This window comes from Sphingomonas psychrotolerans, from assembly GCF_002796605.1.
Lineage (GTDB): Bacteria > Pseudomonadota > Alphaproteobacteria > Sphingomonadales > Sphingomonadaceae > Sphingomonas > Sphingomonas psychrotolerans.
Genome location: NZ_CP024923.1, coordinates 3177480 through 3199769, shown reverse-complemented (window position 1 = coordinate 3199769; position 22290 = coordinate 3177480). Strand labels below are relative to the sequence as shown.

General features: G+C 62.5%; 18 protein-coding genes and 1 pseudogene. 14 read left to right on the top strand and 5 right to left on the bottom strand.

The window, feature by feature from the left end; genetic code table 11:
* The first annotated feature begins 33 nt into the window (after positions 1 to 33).
* The 3 genes from CVN68_RS14315 (at position 34) to CVN68_RS14300 (ending at position 5730) form a co-directional block, all read left to right on the top strand.
* Positions 34 to 1935: a hypothetical protein gene (locus CVN68_RS14315; protein WP_100282796.1), complete on the top strand. Its 1902-nt coding sequence runs from the start codon at positions 34 to 36 to the stop codon at positions 1933 to 1935.
* A gap of 11 nt (positions 1936 to 1946) precedes the next feature.
* Positions 1947 to 4595 carry an RHS repeat domain-containing protein gene (locus tag CVN68_RS14310; protein ID WP_100282795.1) on the top strand — a complete coding sequence of 883 codons (2649 nt, stop codon included), beginning with the start codon at positions 1947 to 1949 and terminating at the stop codon, positions 4593 to 4595.
* Positions 4596 to 5187: 592 nt separating this feature from the next.
* On the top strand, positions 5188 to 5730 hold the full coding sequence (locus CVN68_RS14300) for an RNA 2'-phosphotransferase (protein WP_100282793.1): 543 nt from the start codon (positions 5188 to 5190) through the stop codon (positions 5728 to 5730).
* A gap of 45 nt (positions 5731 to 5775) precedes the next feature.
* Here the strand turns inward: CVN68_RS14300 and CVN68_RS14295 are convergent, their stop codons facing one another.
* Positions 5776 to 5985, bottom strand: coding sequence for a helix-turn-helix transcriptional regulator (locus CVN68_RS14295; protein ID WP_100282792.1), 210 nt, complete (start codon positions 5983 to 5985; stop codon positions 5776 to 5778).
* A gap of 407 nt (positions 5986 to 6392) precedes the next feature.
* Positions 6393 to 7172, bottom strand: coding sequence for a LuxR family transcriptional regulator (locus tag CVN68_RS14290; RefSeq protein ID WP_158298902.1), 780 nt, complete (start codon positions 7170 to 7172; stop codon positions 6393 to 6395).
* On the opposite strand from CVN68_RS14290, the gene CVN68_RS24490 reads away from it, so the two are divergent.
* Complete coding sequence (locus tag CVN68_RS24490; RefSeq protein WP_407695509.1) at positions 7088 to 7531, top strand: transcriptional regulator domain-containing protein; 444 nt, start codon at positions 7088 to 7090, stop codon at positions 7529 to 7531. The genes CVN68_RS14290 and CVN68_RS24490 overlap by 85 nt on opposite strands.
* A gap of 115 nt (positions 7532 to 7646) precedes the next feature.
* Positions 7647 to 8078, top strand: coding sequence for a DNA -binding domain-containing protein (locus CVN68_RS24485; protein WP_407695508.1), 432 nt, complete (start codon positions 7647 to 7649; stop codon positions 8076 to 8078).
* Positions 8079 to 8158: 80 nt separating this feature from the next.
* Here CVN68_RS24485 and CVN68_RS14280 read toward each other — a convergent pair whose 3' ends face one another.
* On the bottom strand, positions 8159 to 9244 hold the full coding sequence (locus tag CVN68_RS14280) for an IS110 family RNA-guided transposase (RefSeq protein WP_100282789.1): 1086 nt from the start codon (positions 9242 to 9244) through the stop codon (positions 8159 to 8161).
* Between the two features lie 722 nt (positions 9245 to 9966).
* Here CVN68_RS14280 and CVN68_RS14275 point away from each other — a divergent pair.
* From CVN68_RS14275 to CVN68_RS14265, 3 genes are all read left to right on the top strand, one after another.
* Entirely contained in the window at positions 9967 to 11718 is a 1752-nt protein-coding gene (locus tag CVN68_RS14275) for a ParB/RepB/Spo0J family partition protein (RefSeq protein ID WP_100282788.1), read from the top strand.
* Between the two features lie 55 nt (positions 11719 to 11773).
* Entirely contained in the window at positions 11774 to 11995 is a 222-nt protein-coding gene (locus CVN68_RS14270; protein WP_100282787.1) for a sigma factor-like helix-turn-helix DNA-binding protein, read from the top strand.
* Positions 11996 to 12078: 83 nt separating this feature from the next.
* On the top strand, positions 12079 to 12984 hold the full coding sequence (locus tag CVN68_RS14265; RefSeq protein ID WP_100282786.1) for a HEPN domain-containing protein: 906 nt from the start codon (positions 12079 to 12081) through the stop codon (positions 12982 to 12984).
* 126 nt (positions 12985 to 13110) lie between these two features.
* On the opposite strand, the gene CVN68_RS24030 is transcribed toward CVN68_RS14265, so the two are convergent.
* Positions 13111 to 13188, bottom strand: a complete 78-nt coding sequence (locus CVN68_RS24030) for an excalibur calcium-binding domain-containing protein (protein ID WP_233503719.1) — start codon at positions 13186 to 13188, stop codon at positions 13111 to 13113.
* 554 nt (positions 13189 to 13742) lie between these two features.
* Here CVN68_RS24030 and CVN68_RS23680 point away from each other — a divergent pair.
* From CVN68_RS23680 to CVN68_RS14240, 5 genes and pseudogenes are all read left to right on the top strand, one after another.
* Positions 13743 to 14000 (top strand): hypothetical protein, encoded by a 258-nt coding sequence (locus CVN68_RS23680; RefSeq protein ID WP_199560086.1) that lies wholly within the window; start codon positions 13743 to 13745, stop codon positions 13998 to 14000.
* A pseudogene (locus CVN68_RS24480) lies at positions 13997 to 14980 on the top strand (DUF3363 domain-containing protein). The gene CVN68_RS23680 and the pseudogene CVN68_RS24480 overlap by 4 nt, the downstream one beginning before the upstream one ends.
* A gap of 508 nt (positions 14981 to 15488) precedes the next feature.
* Complete coding sequence (locus CVN68_RS14250; protein ID WP_100282784.1) at positions 15489 to 16934, top strand: Shedu immune nuclease family protein; 1446 nt, start codon at positions 15489 to 15491, stop codon at positions 16932 to 16934.
* Positions 16935 to 17196: 262 nt separating this feature from the next.
* Entirely contained in the window at positions 17197 to 18078 is an 882-nt protein-coding gene (locus CVN68_RS14245; protein WP_100282783.1) for a type IV toxin-antitoxin system AbiEi family antitoxin domain-containing protein, read from the top strand.
* Positions 18071 to 18967 (top strand): nucleotidyl transferase AbiEii/AbiGii toxin family protein, encoded by an 897-nt coding sequence (locus CVN68_RS14240; RefSeq protein ID WP_100282782.1) that lies wholly within the window; start codon positions 18071 to 18073, stop codon positions 18965 to 18967. Before CVN68_RS14245 ends, CVN68_RS14240 begins: the two co-directional genes overlap by 8 nt.
* 153 nt (positions 18968 to 19120) lie before the next feature.
* Here CVN68_RS14240 and CVN68_RS14235 read toward each other — a convergent pair whose 3' ends face one another.
* Positions 19121 to 20575: an RES domain-containing protein gene (locus CVN68_RS14235; protein WP_100282781.1), complete on the bottom strand. Its 1455-nt coding sequence runs from the start codon at positions 20573 to 20575 to the stop codon at positions 19121 to 19123.
* 208 nt (positions 20576 to 20783) lie between these two features.
* Here CVN68_RS14235 and CVN68_RS14230 point away from each other — a divergent pair, with 208 nt between their 5' ends.
* Positions 20784 to 22160 (top strand): ferredoxin reductase domain-containing protein, encoded by a 1377-nt coding sequence (locus CVN68_RS14230; RefSeq protein WP_100282780.1) that lies wholly within the window; start codon positions 20784 to 20786, stop codon positions 22158 to 22160.
* Positions 22161 to 22290 lie beyond the last annotated feature (130 nt).

Below are 22290 nucleotides of genomic sequence, written 5' to 3'. Positions count from 1 at the left end.
GGGCGGGATCGACAGTCCGCCTGAGCCTGACAAATGTTCTTCAGTTTCGGAAATTTGCCCATGATTTTTGCAAAAAATGGCCGGTGCCTGGCGTATGCCCTCCTGCTTTCGGCGAGCCTGGCCGGTCCGGCGTACGCACAATACGCCCCGCCGCCGCCGCTCAGCACCTCGAGTCCAGAGGGGGTGAATTACCGGAGCGGCTCCTATTCCTACAGCGATGGCGACCTGGCGATCGGAGGAAGTGGCGGCGAGGGGCTCAGTCTCACGCGGACGTACATGAGTGCGATCGATGTGCCCTCGGATATCTTCATGGGTGCACGAGGCTGGACGCATAGCCTGCAGGGATATGTCACCGCGGCACCTATCCCAACCGGGCCCGGCGAAGATCCTCCGCTCCCTGGCCGTCAGCCTTATGTTTACACCGTAACCATCGGCGGGCGCTCCGCCACGTTCGAGGGCGGCAGCCGCTACAAGCCGAATGTGACCACCACGGGAGGGCCGGTGGGCACATACTACCCAACCAGCACGCCGAGCACGCTCGTATTCAACGGGACCACCGGCGCCGGATATTATACCTTCACGGATTCGGACGGGACGGTAGTCAACTTCACGACCGGTGCAGGGGGATACATCTCCAATCTGACGATGCCGAATGGCACGCGCTGGGATTGGACCTACGGGTCGGACAACCGGATCAAGAGCGTCATCAGCAATCGCGGCTGGGCGATCCTGTTCAATGGCTATACCACCGTCTGCGCTGTGAACATGGCAAGCGTCTACGTCAATTCGACTTCGAGTTGTCCGGCGAATGCGCAGACCGTGACCTATGCCTACACCCCCGGGAGCTACAACAGCGCCGCAAATCTGCTGGTGTCGGCCACGAAAGCCGGGGCAGCCACCACCTATACCTACACGGGCGCTGACAAGCTCGGCTGTGTCAAGCTTCCCGGGCAATCTGTTTGCGCCATCCAGAACACCTATTTCGCCTGCCCCAACGATCCGGCCAATTCCTATCCGATCCAGCCACAAGCCAGGTTGCGGGACCCGGTCATTTCGCAAACCGATGCGGCCAGCAGGACCATTACTTACGCCTACGCAACGAACATGCAGGCGATTTCCAACAACAATCTGTATCTGTGCAACAGCTACAACGGGGACGCGAACTATTGGACGGTACTGGATTCGAATACGCACATCACAACGAACTACGGAACCGCAAAGGATGTGCTTGTCGATCCGTCCAGCAGCGTGGCCACCATCGCCGACGAATTGGGGCGCCCCTTCAAGATCGGGATAAGCTCGTTCGGACTGGACCTCGTCAAATTCCCGGAAGGGAACGAAGATCTGGCCGTACGGGATCAACAGGGTAATGTGCTTGGCAACAAGCGGACCCCCAAGCCCGGCTCCAGCCTTCCCGTGCTGGAACCCGTCATCGGTTACCCGGCGAGCTGTGCCAATCCAAAGACTTGCGGCAAGCCCGAATATGTAATCGATCCGGCAGGTAATCGCACGGATTTTACCTATGATCCCAATCACGGGGGCGTGCTGACCGCGACTGGTCCGGCGGTGAACGGCATCCGCTCGCAGAAGCGTTACGCCTACGCGCAATACTATGCCTGGATCAGGAACAGCGGCGGTGGCTATTCGCAGGCCACGACACCCGTCTGGCTGCTCGCCGAGGAGCGGAGCTGCCGCGCCACCGCTACGACAGGCAACGCCTGTGCTGGCGGTGCTGCGGACGAAGTGGTGGTCGGTTATGACTATGGACCCGCCACGGGCGCCATAGGCAACAACCTCTTGCTGCGGGGTACTCTCACGACAGCGCAGGACGCGGATGGCGTAATCCGCAGCGTCCGCAGTTGCTCCGGATATGACCAGGAAGGCAACCAGATCTGGACAACCAGCCCGCGCGCCGGTTTGACCAGTTGCTACTGAAGGAAGCGCGCATGCGTAATCTGATTGCATCCGCGCTCGCACTGGCGGCGCTATGGCCACAATCCGTCTGGGCGCAGGCCTCGGCCTCGCCGTTCACCAGTGCCACGCGTTATGACGCCGAGCGCCGGGTGACCGGGACGATCGCACCCGATCCTGATGAGACTGGTCCGCTGCACCATCTGGCGGTGCGCAACAGCTACGATCCGGCAGGGCGTCTGGTGAAGGTCGAGAAAGGCGAACTGGCGTCCTGGCAGCCCGAAACGATGGCGCCGGCCAGCTGGACGGGGTTCACGGTCCAGCAAACCCTCGACACGACCTACGATGCCGCGGGCCGGAAGCTGAAGGAGAGCGGGTCCTCCGGTGGCACGGTCTATCAGGTCACTCAATACAGCTACGATACATCCGGACGGCTCGAGTGCACTGCAGTCCGCATGCAGCAGGCGGTGTTCGGGTCGCTGCCGGCAAGCGCCTGTTCGCAGAGCGTGAGCGCAGCGCCGTTCGACCGCATCATGCGAAATGCCTACGATGCAGCAGGGCAGCTGTTGCAGGTGCGCAAGGGTGTCGGAACGAGCCTCGAGCAGGCCTACGTCACCTACGACTACACGCCGAACGGCAAACAGTCGTTCGTCGTCGACGCCAATGGCAACAAGGCGCAACTGGTCCATGACGGGTTCGACCGTCAGGTGCAGTGGCAGTTTCCGTCGAACGGAGCCTCTCCGTCAGGCTTCAATTCCGCGACGCCCGCCACCGCGCTGGCCACTGCGGGCACGGTCAACACCAACGACCGCGAGGAATATGGCTATGACGCCAACGGCAACCGTACCAGCCTGAGGAAGCGCGATGGGCGGACGTTCGCCTATGGCTATGACGCCCTGAACAGGCTCACCAGCAAGATCGTGCCGGATGCCTGCGTTTCCGGCTATGCCTGTACGAACGTTTCAGCGAGCGCCACGCGCGACGTTTATTACAGCTACGACCTGCGCGGCTTGCAGACCTCGGCGCGGTTCGACAGTCCGGGCGGCGCCGATGCCGTGATCAACGCGTATGATGGCTTCGGCCGGCTGGGCAGCAGCACGACGAGCATGGGTGGCTTCAGTCGAACCTTGGACAGTGCCTACGAAGACGACGGAACCCGCGCACGTCTCACCCATCCCGATGGCAACTACTTCAGACATCATCGGGACGGACTTGGGCGGCTCCGTTACGCAGACCTCAACAGCACCTCGCCGCTTTTCTACCCGCCCTATGATGCCTCGGGGCGCGTCATGGCGATGAAGCGCTGGAATGACGTTACCGGAAACTGGGCGAACCCTTCCACCTACGGATACGACGGTATCTCGCGGCTGACGTCCATCGCCAATGCGTTCACCAGCGCCGGGTACAACGTGACCGTGGGCATGGGCTACAACCCTGCGAGCCAGATCGTCAGCCGGACGCGCGATAACAATGCATACGCGTTTTCCGGTTATGTAGGGGTGAACCGCAGCTACGCGGTGAACGGCCTCAACCAGTACAACTCGGCCGGCGGCGTCTCCTTCGGCTATGACTCCAACGGCAACCTGACCGCCAGCGGCAGCACCAGCTATACCTATGACGCCGAGAACCGCCTCGTGGCGGCGTCGACCGGCGCAAGCCTGGTCTATGACCCGCTCGGGCGGCTGTTCCAGACCTTCGGGGGCAGTGCGGGGGTCACGCAGTTCCTCTACGATGGCGACGAGTTGGTTGCGGAGTATAACAGCTCGGGAAGCGTGCTGCGCCGCTACGTGCACGGGGCCGGCGACGACGATCCGCAGGTCTGGTATGAGGGCGCAAGCGTATCCTCACCCCGCTATCTCTACGCCGATCATCAAGGCTCGGTCGTGGCAGTCACCGACAGCGCCGGCAACGTCCTGCACGTCAATGCCTATGACGAATACGGTATTCCCAATGCCACCAATGCCGGGCGCTTCCAGTACACCGGCCAGGCTTGGATTCCCGAGCTCGGCATGTACCACTACAAGGCCCGGATCTACTCGCCGACCCTTGGGCGGTTCCTGCAGACCGACCCAATCGGGTACGATGATCAGGTTAACCTGTACGCCTACGTCGCAAACGATCCCTTGAATATTCGGGACCCAACGGGAATGTGTGGTCCACTCTGTTTGATTCCTTTCGTACCCGAGTTGGCAGCCGCGGCCAGCGCCACCGCCACTCTACTGACGGGGGCGCTTTTTGGACCGCCTCGGCCCGTTGAAATGCGGCGACATGGTGAGGATGCGCGATCGACGCCGCAAGCGGCCGCTTCGACGCAAACTCGGCGGCGAGATGTATATAACGTCACAGTACAGATCCAAGGAAAAGCTTTGACCACGGGCGGTCTTCCGATGGATAAAAGCGGATCAAGAACGGCATCGACTCCTTTAGTTAGCTCCAGACCAATCACCGCTAACGATGTGCGCACCGGACTGAACGCAACAATGTCTCAACTTAATCCCAGGGATCAAGCCATGGTCCTCTCGTCGGGAGCATATGAAAAAGCGCTAAATAAGATTGGAGCCGCAGAAGCGGCAGGCGGCGTCAATGGTCAAACCAATTTGAGTCATCCCGGAATGTTCGGCGGCAGCCAATTGCGCGTGGACATACAAATCAATACTCCCAACACCAACCTCGTGCCGGAGTAGAATATTTTGCCCGAATCTCTAACGCCAAATGAATTTTATCGGATAATTAGACAGTATTTTACTGAGCTGGCTGAGGAGAAAAGAATAGCTATAGCGCCGTATTATGGACAGATGGTTAACGTCAATCTTACCGGCACGATATATTTTGAGTTTTTCAATGAAAGGATATTTGTCGTCCGACTGCAGGATGGAGGCGAGGAGAGGCGGCAGTGGTATATTTCGAATTTCCAAATATACGGGAAGTCTAGGGATATGCTCTCTGTAGCAACTGATTGCGCTCTTGAAGATCTTCCCACGCTATGGGAGACTCGATTTCGATGGATTGATCAAGGGGAGTTGCCCGAAGAAATAGATTGAGATTAGAATGACGGGGAAAGGGAGGGCTGATCGGCCGGGACTGGACTACCTAGTTCGCCTTCAGAGAAAGGGCCGGTTTTTCACACCGTGCATTACGCGCATTGGCGCGGAAAGCTGTGTTGATGAGCTCACTCTTGGCGTTGCGCGCCAGATCGACACGGTGGCAGCCGAGGAATGGACGGGGGCCGATGTGACGATTGCCTGAAGGCAACCCCGCCGGCCAAGGAACCAGACGATGGCCAACGACATACGCCTCTCCAAAACGCTGTCGCTTTGGCTAGGCCACAAGCCCGAGGCCGCCGGTCTGACGCTCGATGCCCAGGGTTGGACCGATGTCGACCCGGTGCTCGCGGCACTCGTCCACAACGGCATGGCCTGCGATTGGCAGGACCTGCTTCGGATCGTCGATGAGAGCGACAAGCAGCGCTTCGAGCTTTCGAGCGACGCCGCCAGGATTCGCGCGCGGCAAGGGCATTCGGTGACAGTGGAGCTGGATTGGCCCCGCACATCTCCGCCGGACCTGCTCTATCACGGCACGGTTGCGAGCGTCCTCCCGGCGATCCTGGCGGAGGGGCTCAAACCGATGCGCCGCCACCATGTCCATCTGTCACCCGATGTGGAAACCGCGACCAAGGTGGGTGCGCGGCGTGGCGCGCCAGTGATCCTGGCGATCCGCGCCACGGCGCTCGAACAGGACGGGCATGCATTCTTCCTGACCAGCAATCAGGTTTGGCTAACCGAGCATGTCCCGCCGGAGTTTATCGAACGGCTGTCCTAGTCGCACAGGATCCAGCGCCGTTCGCGTTGGTGTCGCGCGACGGGTTCAGACGCCCTCCTCCGCTGAATAGAACATCGGATTGTGCAGCCAGGCATTGATCGCGGATTCGCGCCAGCCGGCGCAGCGTGTGCTGATCTTGATCTGCCTGGGAAAGCTTCCCTGCTGCATCTTGCGGTACATGGTCGCCCGGCTGAGACCCGTGCGCTGGAGTACGGTTTTGATGCGGAGGATCCGGTCGGGGGCGTCGGTCTGCATTGCTATCACCTTGCATCTGGTGCGCCGCGATGACGCGGCTTTGGCAGAATGAGGTCAGGGCACGCGTCCGGGAACCGAGCTTAGGGGCGCGCTTCGGCCCTGTCTGGCCACCTATGGCGTATTGCGTCACGTGGTCCGGGTGCGAATTCGGTCTGTTGGGTTTCAGGGCGTCTCACTCCTGCGGCGTGACCGCGCTCTACGCCGCTGCCGCGCCGCCGAGTCGCTCTGCGGCGTCCCGGTCCGTGCGGATGACGATCGCCTGACGCATGCGCCGGCGAGGCCGGCGGACGGAACGCGGGGATCAGCTGGGCGCGCACTGGCGGACCGCTGCGAAGCGGCCATGAGTTGCGAGCCTTGGTATCTAGGTTGCGCGCTCGATCCGGCGGGAAGGCGCGCAAATCTGATCGTCAGGGGTCTTGGATCTCTCCGGGAGAGATTTCGCCCCGGAGAATCGCCTCGACAACGAGCGAGGTGCGCTTGGAAACTTCAAAACGCTCTCGAGCCTGCTTGAGATGCTGAGCGACAGTCTCCTCGCAGACCCCCAAAATCTTTCCAATCTCCCAGTCCGTTTTCCCTCTCGCCACCCACAAAACGCAATCGCGTTGACGATCTGTCAGATGGCGTGGACCGCCGGCGCGTTCCACCTGACCTGTCCCAAGCCTTCGTGCTCGATCGAAGGCAAAGAGCCCAAGCAGTTGAAGCTCAGCAAGCCGACCGTGATCGATTGTGGCTCCATTTGACTTCGCAAAAGAGCACGAACCTGCGGGCTCTCCGGGGACGTTCGCCGGAATGGTGACCCCGTCGATTAGACCAGCCGCCCTCCCAAGGCGCAGTGTTTCGTTCTCATCGTCGGTAAGGCACATCATATTTGAAAGTTCAGACCAGTAAAATGCATGGCAGCCAAGGCGGCTCGCCCGGCGAATAGGGTCGGCGCCAGCGAGCGCATATTGGTCGTAATGTTCGACCCAATCCGCGGGATAGCTGTGCAGCCGTACCGCCTCGCCCGTGGGACCTGTCGAGTGCTGGGTGAGCGCGAAATAATCAAACCCAAGGCAGTGCGTCAGATCCCTGAGGATCGCCGTAAGGTGATCTTCACTTCCAGATGCCTGAATCTCTCGAACTGCGCTTTCCAGCGCCAGTGCAGCGCACATGCCGTTTGCTCCCGCGAGGATCATTTCGACATTCAATATTGGGCCATATCATGCCGAACTCTCTGCATGAAACAAGCTACCCTTTTGCGGAATACCGAAGCGCGGCGAAGACCTTACCAACCGGCTCTCGCGAAACGCTATCAGGAGCAATCGAGGTGGAGCCATTCGATTGGCAAGCAGCAGCCGACAGTTACGCCTACCTGGCCGGAATGGGGCACGCCGGAATTATGTGGGAATTCCACCGTCGGGACGCGGGCTATCTTGCTTGGCACGCCGCCAAGCGAGCTGATACCGGCTTGTGGGATATGAGTGCGCTAGACTGGGGCCTTCACTTTCGCGGAAGATCCCGCGATCTCCGCCGATCGAGCAACGATCATCTGGTCTTCGGATCTTGATCCGCGAACGCTAGAGGTCGTAGCGTACCCAACGTCCCCGGAGGATCCCGAAGGGATATCGCTCAATACCCTAGGCCTTCGACTCTCTTGCGCAGATGGCGCCGAAGTCCATCACGTGGTCCTGTCTGACGGGCGCCACCACCTTCGGCTTGACGTGCGTGGAGATTTCTCAGTGCGAGAGCCTCGAGCATATCAATATAGGCTTCACGGCATCAAGCGCGCACGACATGAACTCGCCAGCCTTCGAACTTTCCTCCGACTCTGCGCCGGTACGAAACTTCCCAATGCTTCCTGCTCCGATGTGCTCAAGCGGGAACGGCTCATAACGCTCCTTCGCGTATTCGACGCTCTATCGGCCGGCGCGTCCCAGCTAGAAATCGCGAAGTCACTTTACGGCGAAGCGCGAGCGCGAGAGGAATGGCGCGGCCCCTCCGATTCAATGCGGCTGCGAGTGCGGCGCCTGATCGCACAGTCACGCTTGCTCGGACGTGGCGGGTATAAGCAGCTGCTCACCGAGCGTCGGGGGAACGACCTCGCCTTGAACTGACGGACCCGGCTTCAGCTTCGCAGCAGTCGGCTGATGACAAGCCACTCCTCGAAGTCCGGGTCCGTCTCGCCATGCGGGGCTCAACGCATGGAACCGCATGACGACTCTGGGGCGGGCGCGGGAGACGAGCTGAACGGCTGCCCGCTTCGCCACATACTTAGCATCAATATCGCAAGCTTCCTCGCCACCGCTACCTGCGCTCGCCGATGCCCGATGCGAGCAACGAGAGTCCGACCCCAAGACCGCAGCGCTGTCTCTTGGTGCGATAGACCGAGGATGACTCGCGCGGCCATCACGAGATGCGATCGCGTCATGCGATTACCCATTCTCGAGATTCCACACCGCTTGGACATCGTGCCTGATGAATGAATACGGGGAGTGAGGCCAAGATACGCTCCGACATCGGCGGCACTGCCGAACCTGTGAGGGTCCTCGATCAATGAATAGAACGAAAGTGCGCAGATCGGTCCGACGCCGGGAATGGTGATGAAATTGCTGCAGACGGGATGCTCGCTCGCAAGGGTGCGGAATTTCGCGTTCAATGAAGTGAGGTAGTGTCTCGTGGCCTCGCCGAGCGCTGCAAGGGGCTCGACGTCTACACTGAGATCCAGATTTTCTTCACTCTCGACCCGTTCCAGCTCCCGACTCACAGCCGTTCGGAAGCCTATATCGGAGCGGATCGAACCGAACTTGCCGCCATGTTGTTCGAACATCGAGCGCAGCGCGCCTTCAATGGCCACTCTTTGCCGGACGAGTTGCTGTCGTAGGGCAAGCTGCGCGCGCAAACGCTGGCACTCGACACCTTTTAGATGCACTCGCGGAACCGCGTCCCTAGCCAAACGGGCGATTTCAGCGAGTCCTTTTGCGTCGTTCCGATCGGTCTTGTTTCGATTGAGAGCGAGTATCTTGCTTGCGGCTCGCGCTTCGAAGATCGCCACCGGATATTGCGCGGCTCTGAGTTTTCTGACGAGGTTGTGGCCGGAGCCAGCCTCAACCCCTATCAAAGAGATCGCTTCCTTAGGGAAATCGCTCAAGACGCTCTGTATGGCTTCAAGCGTTGTCTCTGCCAGCGCCTCCCGCTGAACCTCGCCGACAGCGTTAAGCACGCAGATCGAGGATCGATAGGAGCCGAGGTCAAGCCCGACCCAAAGGCGAAGATCTGTCATGGCCCGATCTCAAAAACGTGGTCCCGGCGCCAACTTGAGGCAAGGACACTTGCGGCGCCTTAAGCAAAGTTCCGGCGTCCGGGACTCACGTGGCGTTGAGCCACCAGGATAATAGGACAGCTGATCGACCACCGCTATCAACATTCATTCTGCAGGCCTGCCTTTGCGTCTTCCCCCACGCTGTAGAACACGGGACTCTTCAGCCACACAGCGGACTCGTTCCAGCCGGCGCACCGGGCGCTGATCTGACGTTCTGGGGGATGCCGGCAAATGGAACGCGGGGACCAGTTGAGCGTACACTGGCGCTTCTTGCGAAGCCGCCAGGGGTCGCGAGCCTGTCGCTTCCGCGTGGCACACTCGATCCGGCCGGAAGGCGCGGCGGCGGCTGGCGCACAGGTCCGCGCGCACGCCGCCACGACGGCCGGCCGGCTTCGAGAGCGCAGCTTTTGGGGAGCTTCGTTGAAGCTCGGCAGCGCTGCGCGCTGGTGACTGCGGTCGCCGCGCGGGCGCGGCGGCGTTGCCTCCGGCACCTGAAAGGCGGGGTGGGCGTCGCTGCCCTCTAGTCCCGCCGCGGCGTGCCGCAACTTGGGCTTCGCCCAAGTCCTCCTCTCCGTTCCGGCCCTTGCGGGTGCGGCCCGCCTCTGCCGGCGGGACTGCCGGTCCGCTCCTGCCGCCCACCCCGCCATTCCGGCGCCGGTTGCGGTGGTTTGAGGAGAAGGAAGATGGAACTCAGGCATATCGCACTCGCTAATCTTTGCATCTCGGCTGCCAACATGCGGGCCAGGGGCAAGCCGGACCTGTCGCATATCCTGCCGTCGATTCGGGCGCGGGGGGTGCTGGTGCCGTTGATCGTACGGCCAGCTGAGGGTGACGGGCGGTTCGAGATCGTTGCGGGCAAGCGGCGCTATCATGCAGCATTGACGGTTGCGGAGGAGAGCGGCGGGGAAGACTCGCTGCCCTGTGCCGTCATGGCGGCGGGCGACGACGCGGCGGCGCTGGAGGCCTCACTGATCGAGAACGTCGCGCGGCTCGACCCCGATGAAGTAAATCTGTGGGAGAGCTTCACGCGGCTGGTCCGCGAGGGGCGCTCGTCCGAGGATATCGCGCTGACCTTCGGACTGACCGAGCTACAGGTGAAGCGCACGCTGGCGTTGGGCAATCTGCTGCCACGCATCCGTGGGCTCTACCGCAGGGGTGATGTGGATGTCGCGACCGTGCGGCATCTGACCCTTGCCTCCAAGGCGCGGCAGCGCGACTGGCTGGCGTTGCTCGACGATCCCGAGACCTATTGCCCGACCGGGCCTCAGCTCAAGGCATGGCTGTTCGGCGGCGCGTCGATACCCGTCAGCGCGGCGCTGTTCGACATGGCCAATTATGCTGGTGAGATCGTCTCGGATCTGTTCGGCGAGGAGCGCTATTTCGCCGACACCGCCAGCTTCTGGGCGGCGCAGACGCCCGCCATCGAGGCCAAGGCCGACGGGTATCGAGAGGTCGGATGGCGCGAGGTGGTCGTGCTTCCAGCTGGCGAAACCTTCCGCAGCTGGGAGCATGAGCGTTGCCCCAAGCGCAAGGGCGGCAAGGTGTTCCTCGCGGTCAGCGCGCGAGGCGAGGTGACCGTTCACGAGGGCTATATCTCACGTCATGAGGCGCAGAGGCGCGCCAAAGGCGAGGTCAGCCAAGACGAGAAACCGGTTCGACCTGAGATCAGCGCGCCGATCCAGAACTATGTCGATCTGCACCGGCACGCGGCCGTGCGCGCCGATTTGGCCGATCAGCCGTCGCTCGCGTTGCGGGTGATGGTCGCGCATGCCATTGCCGGTTCGCCGCTCTGGAATGTCCGCATCGAGGACCAACGCGCGACGAGCGATGCCATCGCGGAGAGCGTCGAAAGCTGCGCGTCCGAAGCGCGATTCGACGAGAAGCGGCGGGCGGTGCTGGCGCTGCTCGGCTTCGATCCCGAGACCCCGACCGTGACCTGCGGCTATGACGGCGAGCAGGGTTTGGCGGGCCTGCTGACCCAGTTGCTCGACCTTCCCGACCCCGCGCTGCTCGATATTCTCGCTATCGTCATGGCCGAGACGCTGGAGGCTGGAAGCGTGCTGGTCGAGGTGCTGGGACCTCTGCTCGGCACCGACATGGCCAAAATCTGGCAGGCCGATGACGCGCTGCTCGATCTGATCAAAGACCGCGAGGTGCTTGGCCATGTGCTGGCCGATGTGGCCGGCGATGAGGTCGCCGTCGCCAACGAAGGCGCGACCGGCAAGGTGAAGCGCAAGATCGTCCGTGATTGCCTGACTGGTGAGAATGGCCGTGCCAAGGTCGAGAGCTGGGTGCCGAAATGGATGGCGTTTCCGCCTTCCGCCTACACCGCGCGCTGTGGTGTCGGCACCGTCAGCCGAGCCGCCAAGGTCGCCGACCTGCGTGTGCTCGTTGCCCCGCAGGTCGAGCCGCAGCCGCTCCAACAGGCCGCGTGAGCGCACGTCCGGCGGCCACCGCGCCGCCGGATTTTCCTGAACCTTGGAGGACATCATGACCGATGATCCTGACCCCGTGACCTTGCAGCGGATTGAACGGGCGGTCCGGAAACTGCCCCGGCTGCGGCGCGAAATCTTCCTCGCCGCCCGGCTCGATGACATGAGCTATATCGAGATCTCCGAGCGTACCGGGCTCGCGGTGTGGGAAGTCGAGCGGCACATGGCGAAGGCTTTGGCGAGCATCGACCGCCGCCTGAACACCTCGTCGAGACGCTGATGGCGCGCCGCTGATCCTTGCTCGCCGGGCTCTGGCCCGGCGAGGTTTTGCGCTTCTCGCAACGCCGGTTACGAGTGCTTCTCATGAAGAACGAGTTGGATCATCTCCCCGAGCGGCAACAGAGCGAACTGGCGCGTGTGCGTGACATTCTGCTGGAAGAATTCGACAAGGCGATTGCGACCGCGACCAAGCCGCACAAGCGCGACGGCAAGGTCTACAAGATCATCCTGTTCGGCAGTTATGCTCGCGACGATTGGGTCGATGAGCCCGAGAACGGCTATCAGTCCGATTTCGATTTGCTGATCGTCGTCAGCCACGAGGACCTGACCGACATCGCCGATTATTGGTACGTCGCCGAAGATCGGATCGCCCGCGACCTCGGCATCGCGCGGCCGGTCAACATCATCGTCCATTCGCTCGACGAGGTGAATCAGGCGCTCAAGCGCGGCGAGTATTTCTGGACCGACATCGCCCGTGATGGCGTCGCGCTTTACGAGTTGCCCTGCCACCCGCTCGCTACGCCGATGCCGCTCAGCGCGTCAGATGCGTATTGGATGGCGCGGGAGTATTATGACCACTGGTTTGAAAGCGCTGGACGCTATCTCGCTACAGGCGTCAGCCACACCGAAAAGGGTTGGAACAACGAGGCCGCCTTCGAGCTGCACCAAGCCAGCGAGCGGTACTATATCTGCTTCCTTCTGGTGCGGACGCTATACTTCCCGCGCTCTCATAACATCAAATTCCTCCGGTCACTGGCGGAGGACAAGGACCCGCGTTTGGTTGAGGCATGGCCTCGCGATACGAAGCTGGATCGAGCTCGATTTGAGCGTCTGAAGCGCGCGTATGTCGAGGCGCGTTACTCGGCGAGCTACGCGATTTCCGCCGAGGATTTGCAGGCGCTCGCCGCATCCATCGCCCGTCTCCGCGACATCGTTGCAGCACTCTGCGAGGAGCGTCTGACGGAGTTGCGAACAGCCGTCAGCGAGTAATTCCAACCTGCAGTTGGTCGCCGCGTCTCTTCAAAACGCAACGCTATTCGCGATCGATCGCGCTCTGCGCGGCGTCTAGGCGCGCACGCGATTGGTCGCGCAGCATCTGCCAATCGGGCGGCACGGCTACCGATATGGTTCGCAGGCGAGGCCGTCACTATCGCCATCCAAATCTTCGCGATAGCCGGGTTCGCCACGGCGCATCGGCGCCACGCCTGCAGCCCGCGCTTCGTCGCATCTCGCGTAGAAAACCGCTGTCTCTCTCGCTTTCAGCGCCTCCGGGGACAGTGTCGATTGCGCCCAAAGCGACTTAAGATCGGGTGCGAGGAGCCACGTCGCGGCGCCCGTAATCAGCGAGAGTGAGACCACTGTTCGCCGGAAACTGCCACGGCTTTCCTGACGCTTCGGAGTATGGCGGCGCCGCGCGGGTGCACGTCTGGCTGATGAGCTGCGCTGCATTATGACATGGTCGCATCGCACGCTTTCGAAACCGTTGATGATTGCACCATTTCGGGCTGATCGCGTTCAAAAGGCGGGAATTTGAGGGGCCTCGGCGTAAGGCAAGATAAAGCTGCGGCACCGGTGGTGCCGCAAGTAGTTGTCTGCACATCGTTTTTTGGAAAAAAATTTGGCACTGGTCTTCGAGCGACAGTGTCGTTTTTGCCGGAAACCGCGGAATTTCGCGGGGTTCGGCGGCACGGTTTTCAGCGCCGGCCAAGCGCGCCATGCTGGTTCGAAACCCATAGCTGACTGCCATCATGGCCGACGAAGAAGAGTTCGAGCCGCGGCTCGGGCGCATGCGCAGCACCGGCGGCAAACGCCCGCGGAAATATCTCGGGCGCGTGCTCGCGGCGGCCAATCTGGCGGGCGGCGGCGCGATGCCGTTCGGCGGCCGCAGCAAGGCCTTCAGCGGCAGCAGGATCGGCCGCGGCGCCGGGTCGGTCGCGTCCTTGCCAGTCACGGTACTCACGCCGCCTATCGATCGCGCCGTGTCGTCCTCAAGGCGAGCTGTATAAACTGGCGGCTGGCATCCGGCTTCGACGACACGCTACGGCGGCTGGGCGAACGCGGTGACATCGTCCGCACGATGCAGCGCGAATTCACGCGTCGCCGGCTGGAGCGCGCGCCGGCCGATCAGGTCATCTACGATTCTGCCGTCGAGGCACGGCCGCTGGTGGGAAGGGTGATGGCACGCGGTCTCGCCGACGAGCATGCCGATCGCCATTACCTGATCGTCGACGGGATCGACGGTCGCAGCCACTTTGTCGACGTGGGAAAGGGGGCGGTCCTCGATTTCATGCCCGAGGGCGCAGTCGTGCGCATCGAGGCGCTGCGGGCCGAGGTGCGGGAGATTGATCGGACGATCGCTGCGGTCGCGGCGGCCGATGGCGGACGCTACGATATCGACGCCCATCTGCGCCACGATCCCAGCGCGACCGAAGCGTTCGCCGAGACCCATGTCCGCAGACTCGAGGCGATGCGCCGGCTCGGTTCGAACCTCACCCGCGAGCCCTCGGGCAATGGACCATCTTCGGCGACCATCTTGACCGGGCTGCGGCGTATGAAGCGAAGCTGGTGCGGGGCCGGCCCGTTGCGGTCGAGATCCTGTCCCCGCAACCGCTGTCGCGGTTGGTCGAGGCGGACGCGGCGACCTGGCTTGATCGCGGGCTGGTCGCAGCCGAACCTCTGCCGCTGCGCGAGGCAGGGTTTGGCGGCGAGGTGCGTGAGGCGCAGCAACGCCGGCGACAGTGGCTGATCGCGCTGGGTCTTGCCGAGGGATCGGAGAGCGCGACGCGCTATCGGCATGACCTGCTGGCGGCGCGTCGATCTGGTCAGCGGGCGCTTCGCGCTGATCGAGTGCGTGCACGATTTCACGCTCGTGCGATGGCGGCCGGGGCTCGAGCGGCATATCGGCAAGCCGGTGTCCGGAATCCTGCGCGGCGACGGCATCAGCTGGACGATCGGGCGGGGGCGGGGCGGGCCTTCGATTTTCTGAGCGCACGCGACGGGCGGCGCCGGACCGTACGACCTCGCACCTCGAGCACTCCCGCTTTGCGCGTGTTCGTCGACTGACGAAAGGGACCGTTGGTGCTGGGCGCCTTTCGGGGAGGCGTGCCTGGAAAGCGGAGATCGTCGGGTGAGGCGGCGGATGCGCCGGTGCTGGCTCGGCATGCTTCAACATGGAGGGCGCAAGCAGGCATCGACGAGGTGGCGTGCGCGACTTTTGGCCAGTTCCCGCCTACCCGGTCGCCAACGTCACGCGGACACGCACGAGCGAAGCCTCTCCGCTTCGCAGAGGCGGCGGGCGCGCTTCTCGCCCGCAGACCATCGGCCTCATGTGTTCAGCAGGTCCCGAGCAGGGGAGCGTGGTCACTGCACGACTGGATCGTTCCGGAAGAGAAATGCTAGAGCCGTTCGCGTATCGCGTTCCTGCATCGCGGCAGGTCCCACGCGCGACCACGTAGCGCCGATGCCGATCTCGCGCGCAAGACTGGAGAGTTCTCATGGCAGCAACCGATTTCGACTTGCTGCTGGATGCTACCAGTATCGGCATGGCCTATACGCTGCAGATGAGCAGGGTGATCAGCCGGATCGCGAATCCGGAGCTGAAGCCCTCTGAAAAGTTGCCGAACCGCCTGCTGTTCGAAGTGCATATCGGCGAAGACGAACTGATCACCTACCCGACCTACACGCGACCGACGGAACGCTTTCTCACCGGCAAGTACGCGCCGCTCAAGTCGATAAGCTTCGCGCTGACCGAGCCCTATACCCCGCCCGAGACCCGCGAGGAGGCGATCGCCTTTCTCGACGAGCGCCTGCCGCCCATGTTCATCCGCGATCCTGCCTATGGCCTCGGTGTCACCACCCTGATCGCGCCGTTGCTCAATGTCATTCGGGATATCGACGGAATTGCCCATCTGGCGATCGGTCCGGACGCGACGCGGATTGAGGGCGATATCTTCCACCTCAATTCCGGCGACTATGAGGATCTGCGGCTGCACTTCGGGCGGGTCGCACGCAATTACCAGAACGAGAGCCGGATCGAGCGGACGATCGCCGCCAACGATATGCTGCTCCACGCGCTCGACGCGACGCGCTTTCCCTTGCAGGGCCGGCCCTATCAGGCGGGCACCATTCACAAGCTGCTGGGCGGCCCGCAGCTGGCAGGTACCGCTCTCAGGGGCAAGGACCGTATCGGCGTGGCCCGGGCTGCAGCAGCCAATGCCAAGGTGCTGGCGCAAAAGGATCCGCTCGAATTCGCCGCCCTGCAACGCGACATCCAGCTGGTCAGCCTCGAGGCGCTGATCGCGCGTTTTCGGGACCTGATGGCCGAGAACGCTTCCGAGCCGCGCTGGCAAACGCTGTTCGATGCTAATCCCTTCATCCTGTCGATGGTGTTCGGGTATCCGGTCGTCCTTGTCGCGAGCGGCACGCCGGTGGGCGGCATCCGCTTTGGCGGCAATGGCCAGAAGTTCGCCGATTTTCTCTACAAGAACGATCGAACCCAGAACGCCGCGCTGGTCGAGATCAAGCGGCCCGATACCGAGCTGGTCGGGCCTCTCTATCGTGGCGAGGTATGGCCGCCGCACGGAAAATTGTCGGGCGCCATCACCCAGGTGCTCGACCAGCGCGCCAAGTTCATCAAGACGTTGCCACTGCTCAAGGACAATTCGGACTATGCCGCCATCGAAGCGCATGCGGTCGACTGCGTCGTGGTCGCCGGCCGTACGCCGGAAAACCGCGACAAGCGCGCGGGCTTCGAACTGTTCCGGAGCCAGTTGAAGGATGTCCGGATTGTCACCTTCGACGAGCTGCTCGCAAAGCTCGAGCTGCTACGCGACCTGCTCGCGGACACCGGCGATACGCAAAGCGGCAGCGGGGTTGGCGCAGCTGGGGATGAAGCCGGGTTTGACCAGCCGTACGACGATGAAGATCGCGCAGAGGGCTGATGTGCTACCAATTTGCTCGTGTTCATCAGGCTCGCAGCGGCAGCATACGCTTCTCCCCAAGCGTGGGAGAACCGGGCAGCGTCGTTTGCTCGGCGGGCGTTTGGAACCAGTCCGGGATGTATACGTCCTTAGGACGTATACATCCCGGACAGGCTTCTGGTCAACTGACTCTGGATCTTTGGAACGATCGGCCGGCGGCAAGCGCGTTGACATCGTACAGCACACCCTATACGTCCTAAGGACGTATAGGGTGTGCTGTCGTATGAACCTGAACGACGCTCTCGAACTGGCGCTGATCGAATCGGATATGCCAGTCATTACCGATTACGAGTTCTATCGGCTCGGTGCACGGATTTATGCGGAACGCAGCTGGGACGGCGTACCCCTGTCGCGCTTACCCGCTGCCTGGGACCACGACCGCATGCGCAACGCCCAGCGCCGGCTGAGAGCCCGGCAGGCAATCGCCCCTGACGCCGATTTTCGCCTCGGCATGTGGCGGGTGGTCCAATCGACGCGAGCGGGCTCGGCCGAAGAGGTCGCTTCGATCGCCGACCCCTTCTGCTATGTCTCGCATCTATCCGCCATGGAGCGCTACGGCCTGACGGATCGCAGCCCGGAGGCACTGCATCTCTCGACCCCCACGCGCCGGATCTGGAACGAGTTGCGAGACGAGCGGCTCGCCGCCGATCGCCTCGAGGGGGATCACATTGACGCTCCGACGCTCGTACGCTTCGGCTTCAAGGACAAGGTGCGCCGCCGCCCCGTGATCGTCCACGAGACCAGCCACCCCGCAACGCCGACGACGCTCAGCGGGGAGCGAACGCGCATCACCGATATTGGACGGACCTTCGCCGACATGCTGGACGCGCCCGCATTGTGTGGCGGGATACGCCATGTGCTCGATGTATGGGATGCTCAGGCGCTCAACTGGAGCGATGCGATCATCGCCGGGGTCGATAGTCTCGACAGCAAGATCGCTAAGGTGCGCGCAGGGTACATCTTCAACGAGCGGCTCGGCATCGAGGACGAGCGGATCCAGAAATGGGAGGCCTTCGCGCAGCGTGGAGGCTCCCGCAAACTCGATCCCGATGGGCTCTATGCCCCCATCTTCTCGGAGCGCTGGATGATCTCGATAAATGCTTGAGGGTCTCGAACCCGGCGGCCCGGCGGAGATCGTCGACGTCGACATCCGCGCTTGGGTGGAGGCGGCCCGTGCGAACCCCGTTCTGTACCGTAACCGCCAGGTAACCGAGATCGTGCTGGCGACGATCGGCCTCACTCCTAGCCTCGCGACGACGCTCGTTCTCAAGGGCGGTGCGCTCATGGCGCTGGCCTTCAAGAGCGAGCGGGTGACCGGCGACGTCGATTTCAGCGCGTCGGTGGGCCCGGCCGACTATGACAAGATGTTGGTGCAGGAGCTCAATGCGCAATTGCCGCGGGTTGCGATCCAGCTCGGATATCTGGATCTGATTTGCCGCGTCCAACGGGTCATAAAGCGGCCGCGCCCACAGAATTTCGAGAATATGGACTTCCCCGCGCTGCTGGTCCGGATCGGCTCGGCCGTTCGGGGCGGCCGTGAGCAGGCCCAGCTCGAAGCCGGCCAGGCGACCCGCGTGGTTGATGTCGAGATCAGCTTCCGCGACCAGGTTTATCAGTTCCAGGAGCTCAACCTCGCAAACGCGGGCGCCGCGGTACGCGCCTTCACGCTCCATGAGATAATTGCCGAGAAGCTGCGGGCGCTCCTGCAGCAACCCGGCCGCGATCGCTATCGTCGGCAGGACGTTTACGACATCGCCTTCCTCCTCGACGATCATCCCCTGCAGAAGCACGATCTGGAGCGGATTCACGAGACGCTAGTCGAGAAATGTGGAACGCGCGGGATTACGCCGACGGTGGGATCGCTGGCCGATCCCGAAGTGCGCCGGCGTGCGGAGGCAGACTGGGGCACGCTCAAGCTCGAGCTCGCGAGCTTGCCTCCATTCGATGAGCGCTATGCGCGGATCGAAGCATTTTACCGGTCGCTTCCCTGGTGACCGCTGCTAGGCCGCTCCCTACCTGGCCGGTTTAGGCGCAGAAATGAGGATGCCGACATCGCGTTGACGAACGATGCCGCAGGTGTTCAGGTTGTGCATAATTACATCACGCCCGGCGATCCTCGCAAAAATGCCGCGAGAGACGCTCATCGATCAAAACAACCCGTGATCTTCCCATTCGTCGAACTCGACCTGGATTGGGTGAGTGACGTAGCGAATGCCATCGACGCGGATGCGCGACACTTCATGATCGCCAAGCCGGAGCGCTGGGCCGAGGTCGGGCACCCGGTCTACGGGTTCGAGCAGCCCCGCGAGCCAGTTGTCGTCGTTATTAGGGTCATTTGCTGGCGCATCAACATCGGCGCCGGCCTGCGGCTCAAAGGTGATCCAATCCCGGTCTTGCTGATCTTCTTCGTCGGCATCCTCGTCGCTGCGCGCCGGGCGGTGGTGGAAATAGCGGATTTTGCGCTCGGTCTCCTCGTCTGCGCCCTCGACGGAGGCGGCGTTCGGGAATAGCACGACGTTATTGGCGGAATCGGTGATCTGCGCCGAGCCGAACACGATGCCGTCGATGCCCGGCTCGGCGCGCGACCAGAGATATTCGGCGATGACCTGGGTCGGCAGGTAGTCGAGTGTCTCCCGTCCCGGGATGACCGCGCGCCTGACCTCGGCATGGAAGCCGCGCATGAATGCCGAATAGGCCATGCGCTGGGCGTAATGCTCGTCGAAATAGCTCATCCGCTCGGGATCGGCTTCGAGCCGGGTCAGGTCGAGCACGCGCAACGGTCTCAGGATCTCGAACCGGCCGACGATCGCGAACCCGCCCACCGGGGTGCGCAGTTCAGCGACGCAGGTGTCCCGGTCGAACGAGCCGTAGAACACGCTGATCCCCGCAGCATTCATCCGTCCTGACCCAGCAACGCCGGGTGGTGGGGCGCCGAGCCGGCGGCGGCGCTGGCGGTAGATCTTCTCCTGCTCGCCGCGCTCATTGGCGTCCCGGGCGCGGAAGATGTGCGTGTGGTGGGTGTCGGGGCCGATCGTGCTTATCGCGCTGCCCGGCGGCCATTCTTCTCGCAGGATCGGGCCGAAGATCTCGTCGAGCACATGCGCGCTTTGATCAAGGAAGAAGCGCCGCTGATGCTTCAGCTCATCGCAGAAGCTCTCCCACCCGCGCCCGAACCAGTCATCCTCGGCGTCGAGGATCGTGTAGACGTCCGATGTGTCATCATAATAGTCGAACCCGCCATCGTTGACGTGGAAGCGGTGGCGTTCGGCGAGGGCGGAGACGAGGTCGCGGCCGATCTCGTCGGTGTCGGCCTCGAGGATCTCGGTCATGATTTGGCTGGGGTATTCGCCATTCGGCGCCCAGTCGGGATTGCCATCGCGCACCACGAACCCGGCCTCGGCCTCACCCACGATGTTCTGGAACACCGGATCGACCCGGCGGGCGAGATCGTCGAGGCGGATCGCCGCCCTGCGTATTCGGCAATAGCTGCAGGTGCGCCGCGGTTGCTCGGCTCGAATCTCGGCGCTGACGATATCTTCGCCGATGCATTGCCAGCAGACGTTCAGCGGCGCTTGGCGGTTACGGCGGATCGGACGGTGCATCGCATCAATTCATCATCGCGGAGGGGCGATCGCAAGACAATTCACGAGCGCTACTTGTGACCGGGCAAGATGAACCAATCTCCTATACTGTGGCATCGCGGCGGGAAGCGACGCCAGCGGGGGAGGCGCGGATCTGAGCAAGATTACATCGGCAATCCGGTTCTCCCGGCATTTCGGCATCGATCCGGCGCGGCTTGCCGCGGCCGGCGTGCTCGATCCGACCCTCAATGTCGACACCGCATTGTTCATCGATCCGATGCTCCTCGAGCACAGCAGCCATGCCGAGATCCGCGAGGGCGCGCGCGCTTCGTATGAGAGGCATTTCTCCATGGCGATCAAATTGCTCGCCGCGGCCAAGGGGAAGGGCGACGTGGCCTGGCGGAATGCCGAGCGCCTCCTGTCCTTTCCAGAGATCAACGGCACCTGCCTTGGCTATGGCACCACCTCGGTCGCCGGGAGCGGATCGGGGCCGCAGGCGACCGCGAGCTTGATAGAAACCGCCCGCGACATCGTAGCGCTCGGCGTCAGCGACCCTGACCTCTTCGCCGCCTTGGCACTGTTCGAGGAGGGCTTCGGTCCGGACCGCATCAGCGACATGACCACAAACGTGATCTTCGAGGATCTGCTGGCGTTCAATGCTCGCGTCCTCGCCACGCTCGACGTGCCGGTCCAGGTCCACATGATCCGTTTGAAGAATGGCAAAAGCTATTCCGCGAAGCTGCCCCCCAACCCGTTCATCCGCGGCAATGGCCCGATCATCCTTGTGCCGGCGGACGTCCTGCGTGCCCTGCCGATCGCCAAAGACTGGGCCGATATCAGTACCGCCGCCTCGCACAATGCCGAGCTGCGCTCGCGAGTGAACGATCATGTCGCTGCGCTCTGGCAGGCAAAGACGCTCAAGGACAAGGACGAGCTCAAGCGCTGGGCCATGTCAGGCACGAGTGCGTTCGAGACCGTGCTCGAGATGCTGCGGGGGGCCAACCCGAAGCCCTATGATATGGCGGGCGATCCGTTCGGCGAGCTCGTCTGGCGCCGCATCGCCGAGGAGATCGCCGCCAGCGAACCACGGTCGATCTCGCCGCTGCGGTCGCCAGATGCCGCCGGCGTCTGCGCGGTCGTCGAAGACATCATTGCCCAGTTTCGCTTCCTGATTGAAGACCGCCGTCTGTCGGAGGAACTCTACTATCAGGGCAAGCCACGACCGGAAAAATCAGCGCAGCGCCTCTTTTTCGCGATCGCCTATGCCTATTGCAAAGCGAACAATATCGACCTCACGCCCGAGGCCGATACCGGCAATGGCCCTGTCGATTTCAAGCTCTCGACCGGGTTTTCCGGACGTGTCCTCGTCGAAATCAAACTCTCGACCAACACCAAGGTCGTCGCTGGCTACTCGAAGCAGCTCGAACGCTATCGGGAGGCCGAGGAGGCGGCTGCCGGCTATTATGTCGTGCTCGATGTAGGTCAGATGGGCCGGAAGCATGAACGGCTGATTGCGGTGCGCAACGATGCCATGTTGGCGGGACAAAAAGTGTCGCCGATCGAGGTGATCGATGGAACGCGCAGACAGTCGGCGAGCAAGCTCTGACCTGCGCCGTATCGTTATCGATGCGGTGGCACATTCAGGCGTGAGCATTTCACGACGGTTTATTCCGGCGTCGCTCCCCAACGGGCAATGGGCAACCGCCCTCAATACATCACCAACAGTGCTGCTGAGA

What these genes read in the sequence shown, in the direction of transcription:
- CVN68_RS14315 (WP_100282796.1), top strand. Translation starts at nt 34, where the DNA reads ATGTTCTTCAGTTTCGGAAATTTGCCCATGATTTTTGCAAAAAATGGC.
- CVN68_RS14310 (WP_100282795.1), top strand. Translation starts at nt 1,947, where the DNA reads ATGCGTAATCTGATTGCATCCGCGCTCGCACTGGCGGCGCTATGGCCA.
- CVN68_RS14300 (WP_100282793.1), top strand. Translation starts at nt 5,188, where the DNA reads ATGGCCAACGACATACGCCTCTCCAAAACGCTGTCGCTTTGGCTAGGC.
- CVN68_RS14295 (WP_100282792.1), bottom strand. Translation starts at nt 5,985, where the DNA reads ATGCAGACCGACGCCCCCGACCGGATCCTCCGCATCAAAACCGTACTC.
- CVN68_RS24490 (WP_407695509.1), top strand. Translation starts at nt 7,088, where the DNA reads ATGCCTGAATCTCTCGAACTGCGCTTTCCAGCGCCAGTGCAGCGCACA.
- CVN68_RS14280 (WP_100282789.1), bottom strand. Translation starts at nt 9,244, where the DNA reads ATGACAGATCTTCGCCTTTGGGTCGGGCTTGACCTCGGCTCCTATCGA.
- CVN68_RS14275 (WP_100282788.1), top strand. Translation starts at nt 9,967, where the DNA reads ATGGAACTCAGGCATATCGCACTCGCTAATCTTTGCATCTCGGCTGCC.
- CVN68_RS14270 (WP_100282787.1), top strand. Translation starts at nt 11,774, where the DNA reads ATGACCGATGATCCTGACCCCGTGACCTTGCAGCGGATTGAACGGGCG.
- CVN68_RS14265 (WP_100282786.1), top strand. Translation starts at nt 12,079, where the DNA reads ATGAAGAACGAGTTGGATCATCTCCCCGAGCGGCAACAGAGCGAACTG.
- CVN68_RS24030 (WP_233503719.1), bottom strand. Translation starts at nt 13,188, where the DNA reads ATGCGCCGTGGCGAACCCGGCTATCGCGAAGATTTGGATGGCGATAGT.
- CVN68_RS23680 (WP_199560086.1), top strand. Translation starts at nt 13,743, where the DNA reads ATGGCCGACGAAGAAGAGTTCGAGCCGCGGCTCGGGCGCATGCGCAGC.
- CVN68_RS14250 (WP_100282784.1), top strand. Translation starts at nt 15,489, where the DNA reads ATGGCAGCAACCGATTTCGACTTGCTGCTGGATGCTACCAGTATCGGC.
- CVN68_RS14245 (WP_100282783.1), top strand. Translation starts at nt 17,197, where the DNA reads ATGAACCTGAACGACGCTCTCGAACTGGCGCTGATCGAATCGGATATG.
- CVN68_RS14240 (WP_100282782.1), top strand. Translation starts at nt 18,071, where the DNA reads ATGCTTGAGGGTCTCGAACCCGGCGGCCCGGCGGAGATCGTCGACGTC.
- CVN68_RS14235 (WP_100282781.1), bottom strand. Translation starts at nt 20,575, where the DNA reads ATGCACCGTCCGATCCGCCGTAACCGCCAAGCGCCGCTGAACGTCTGC.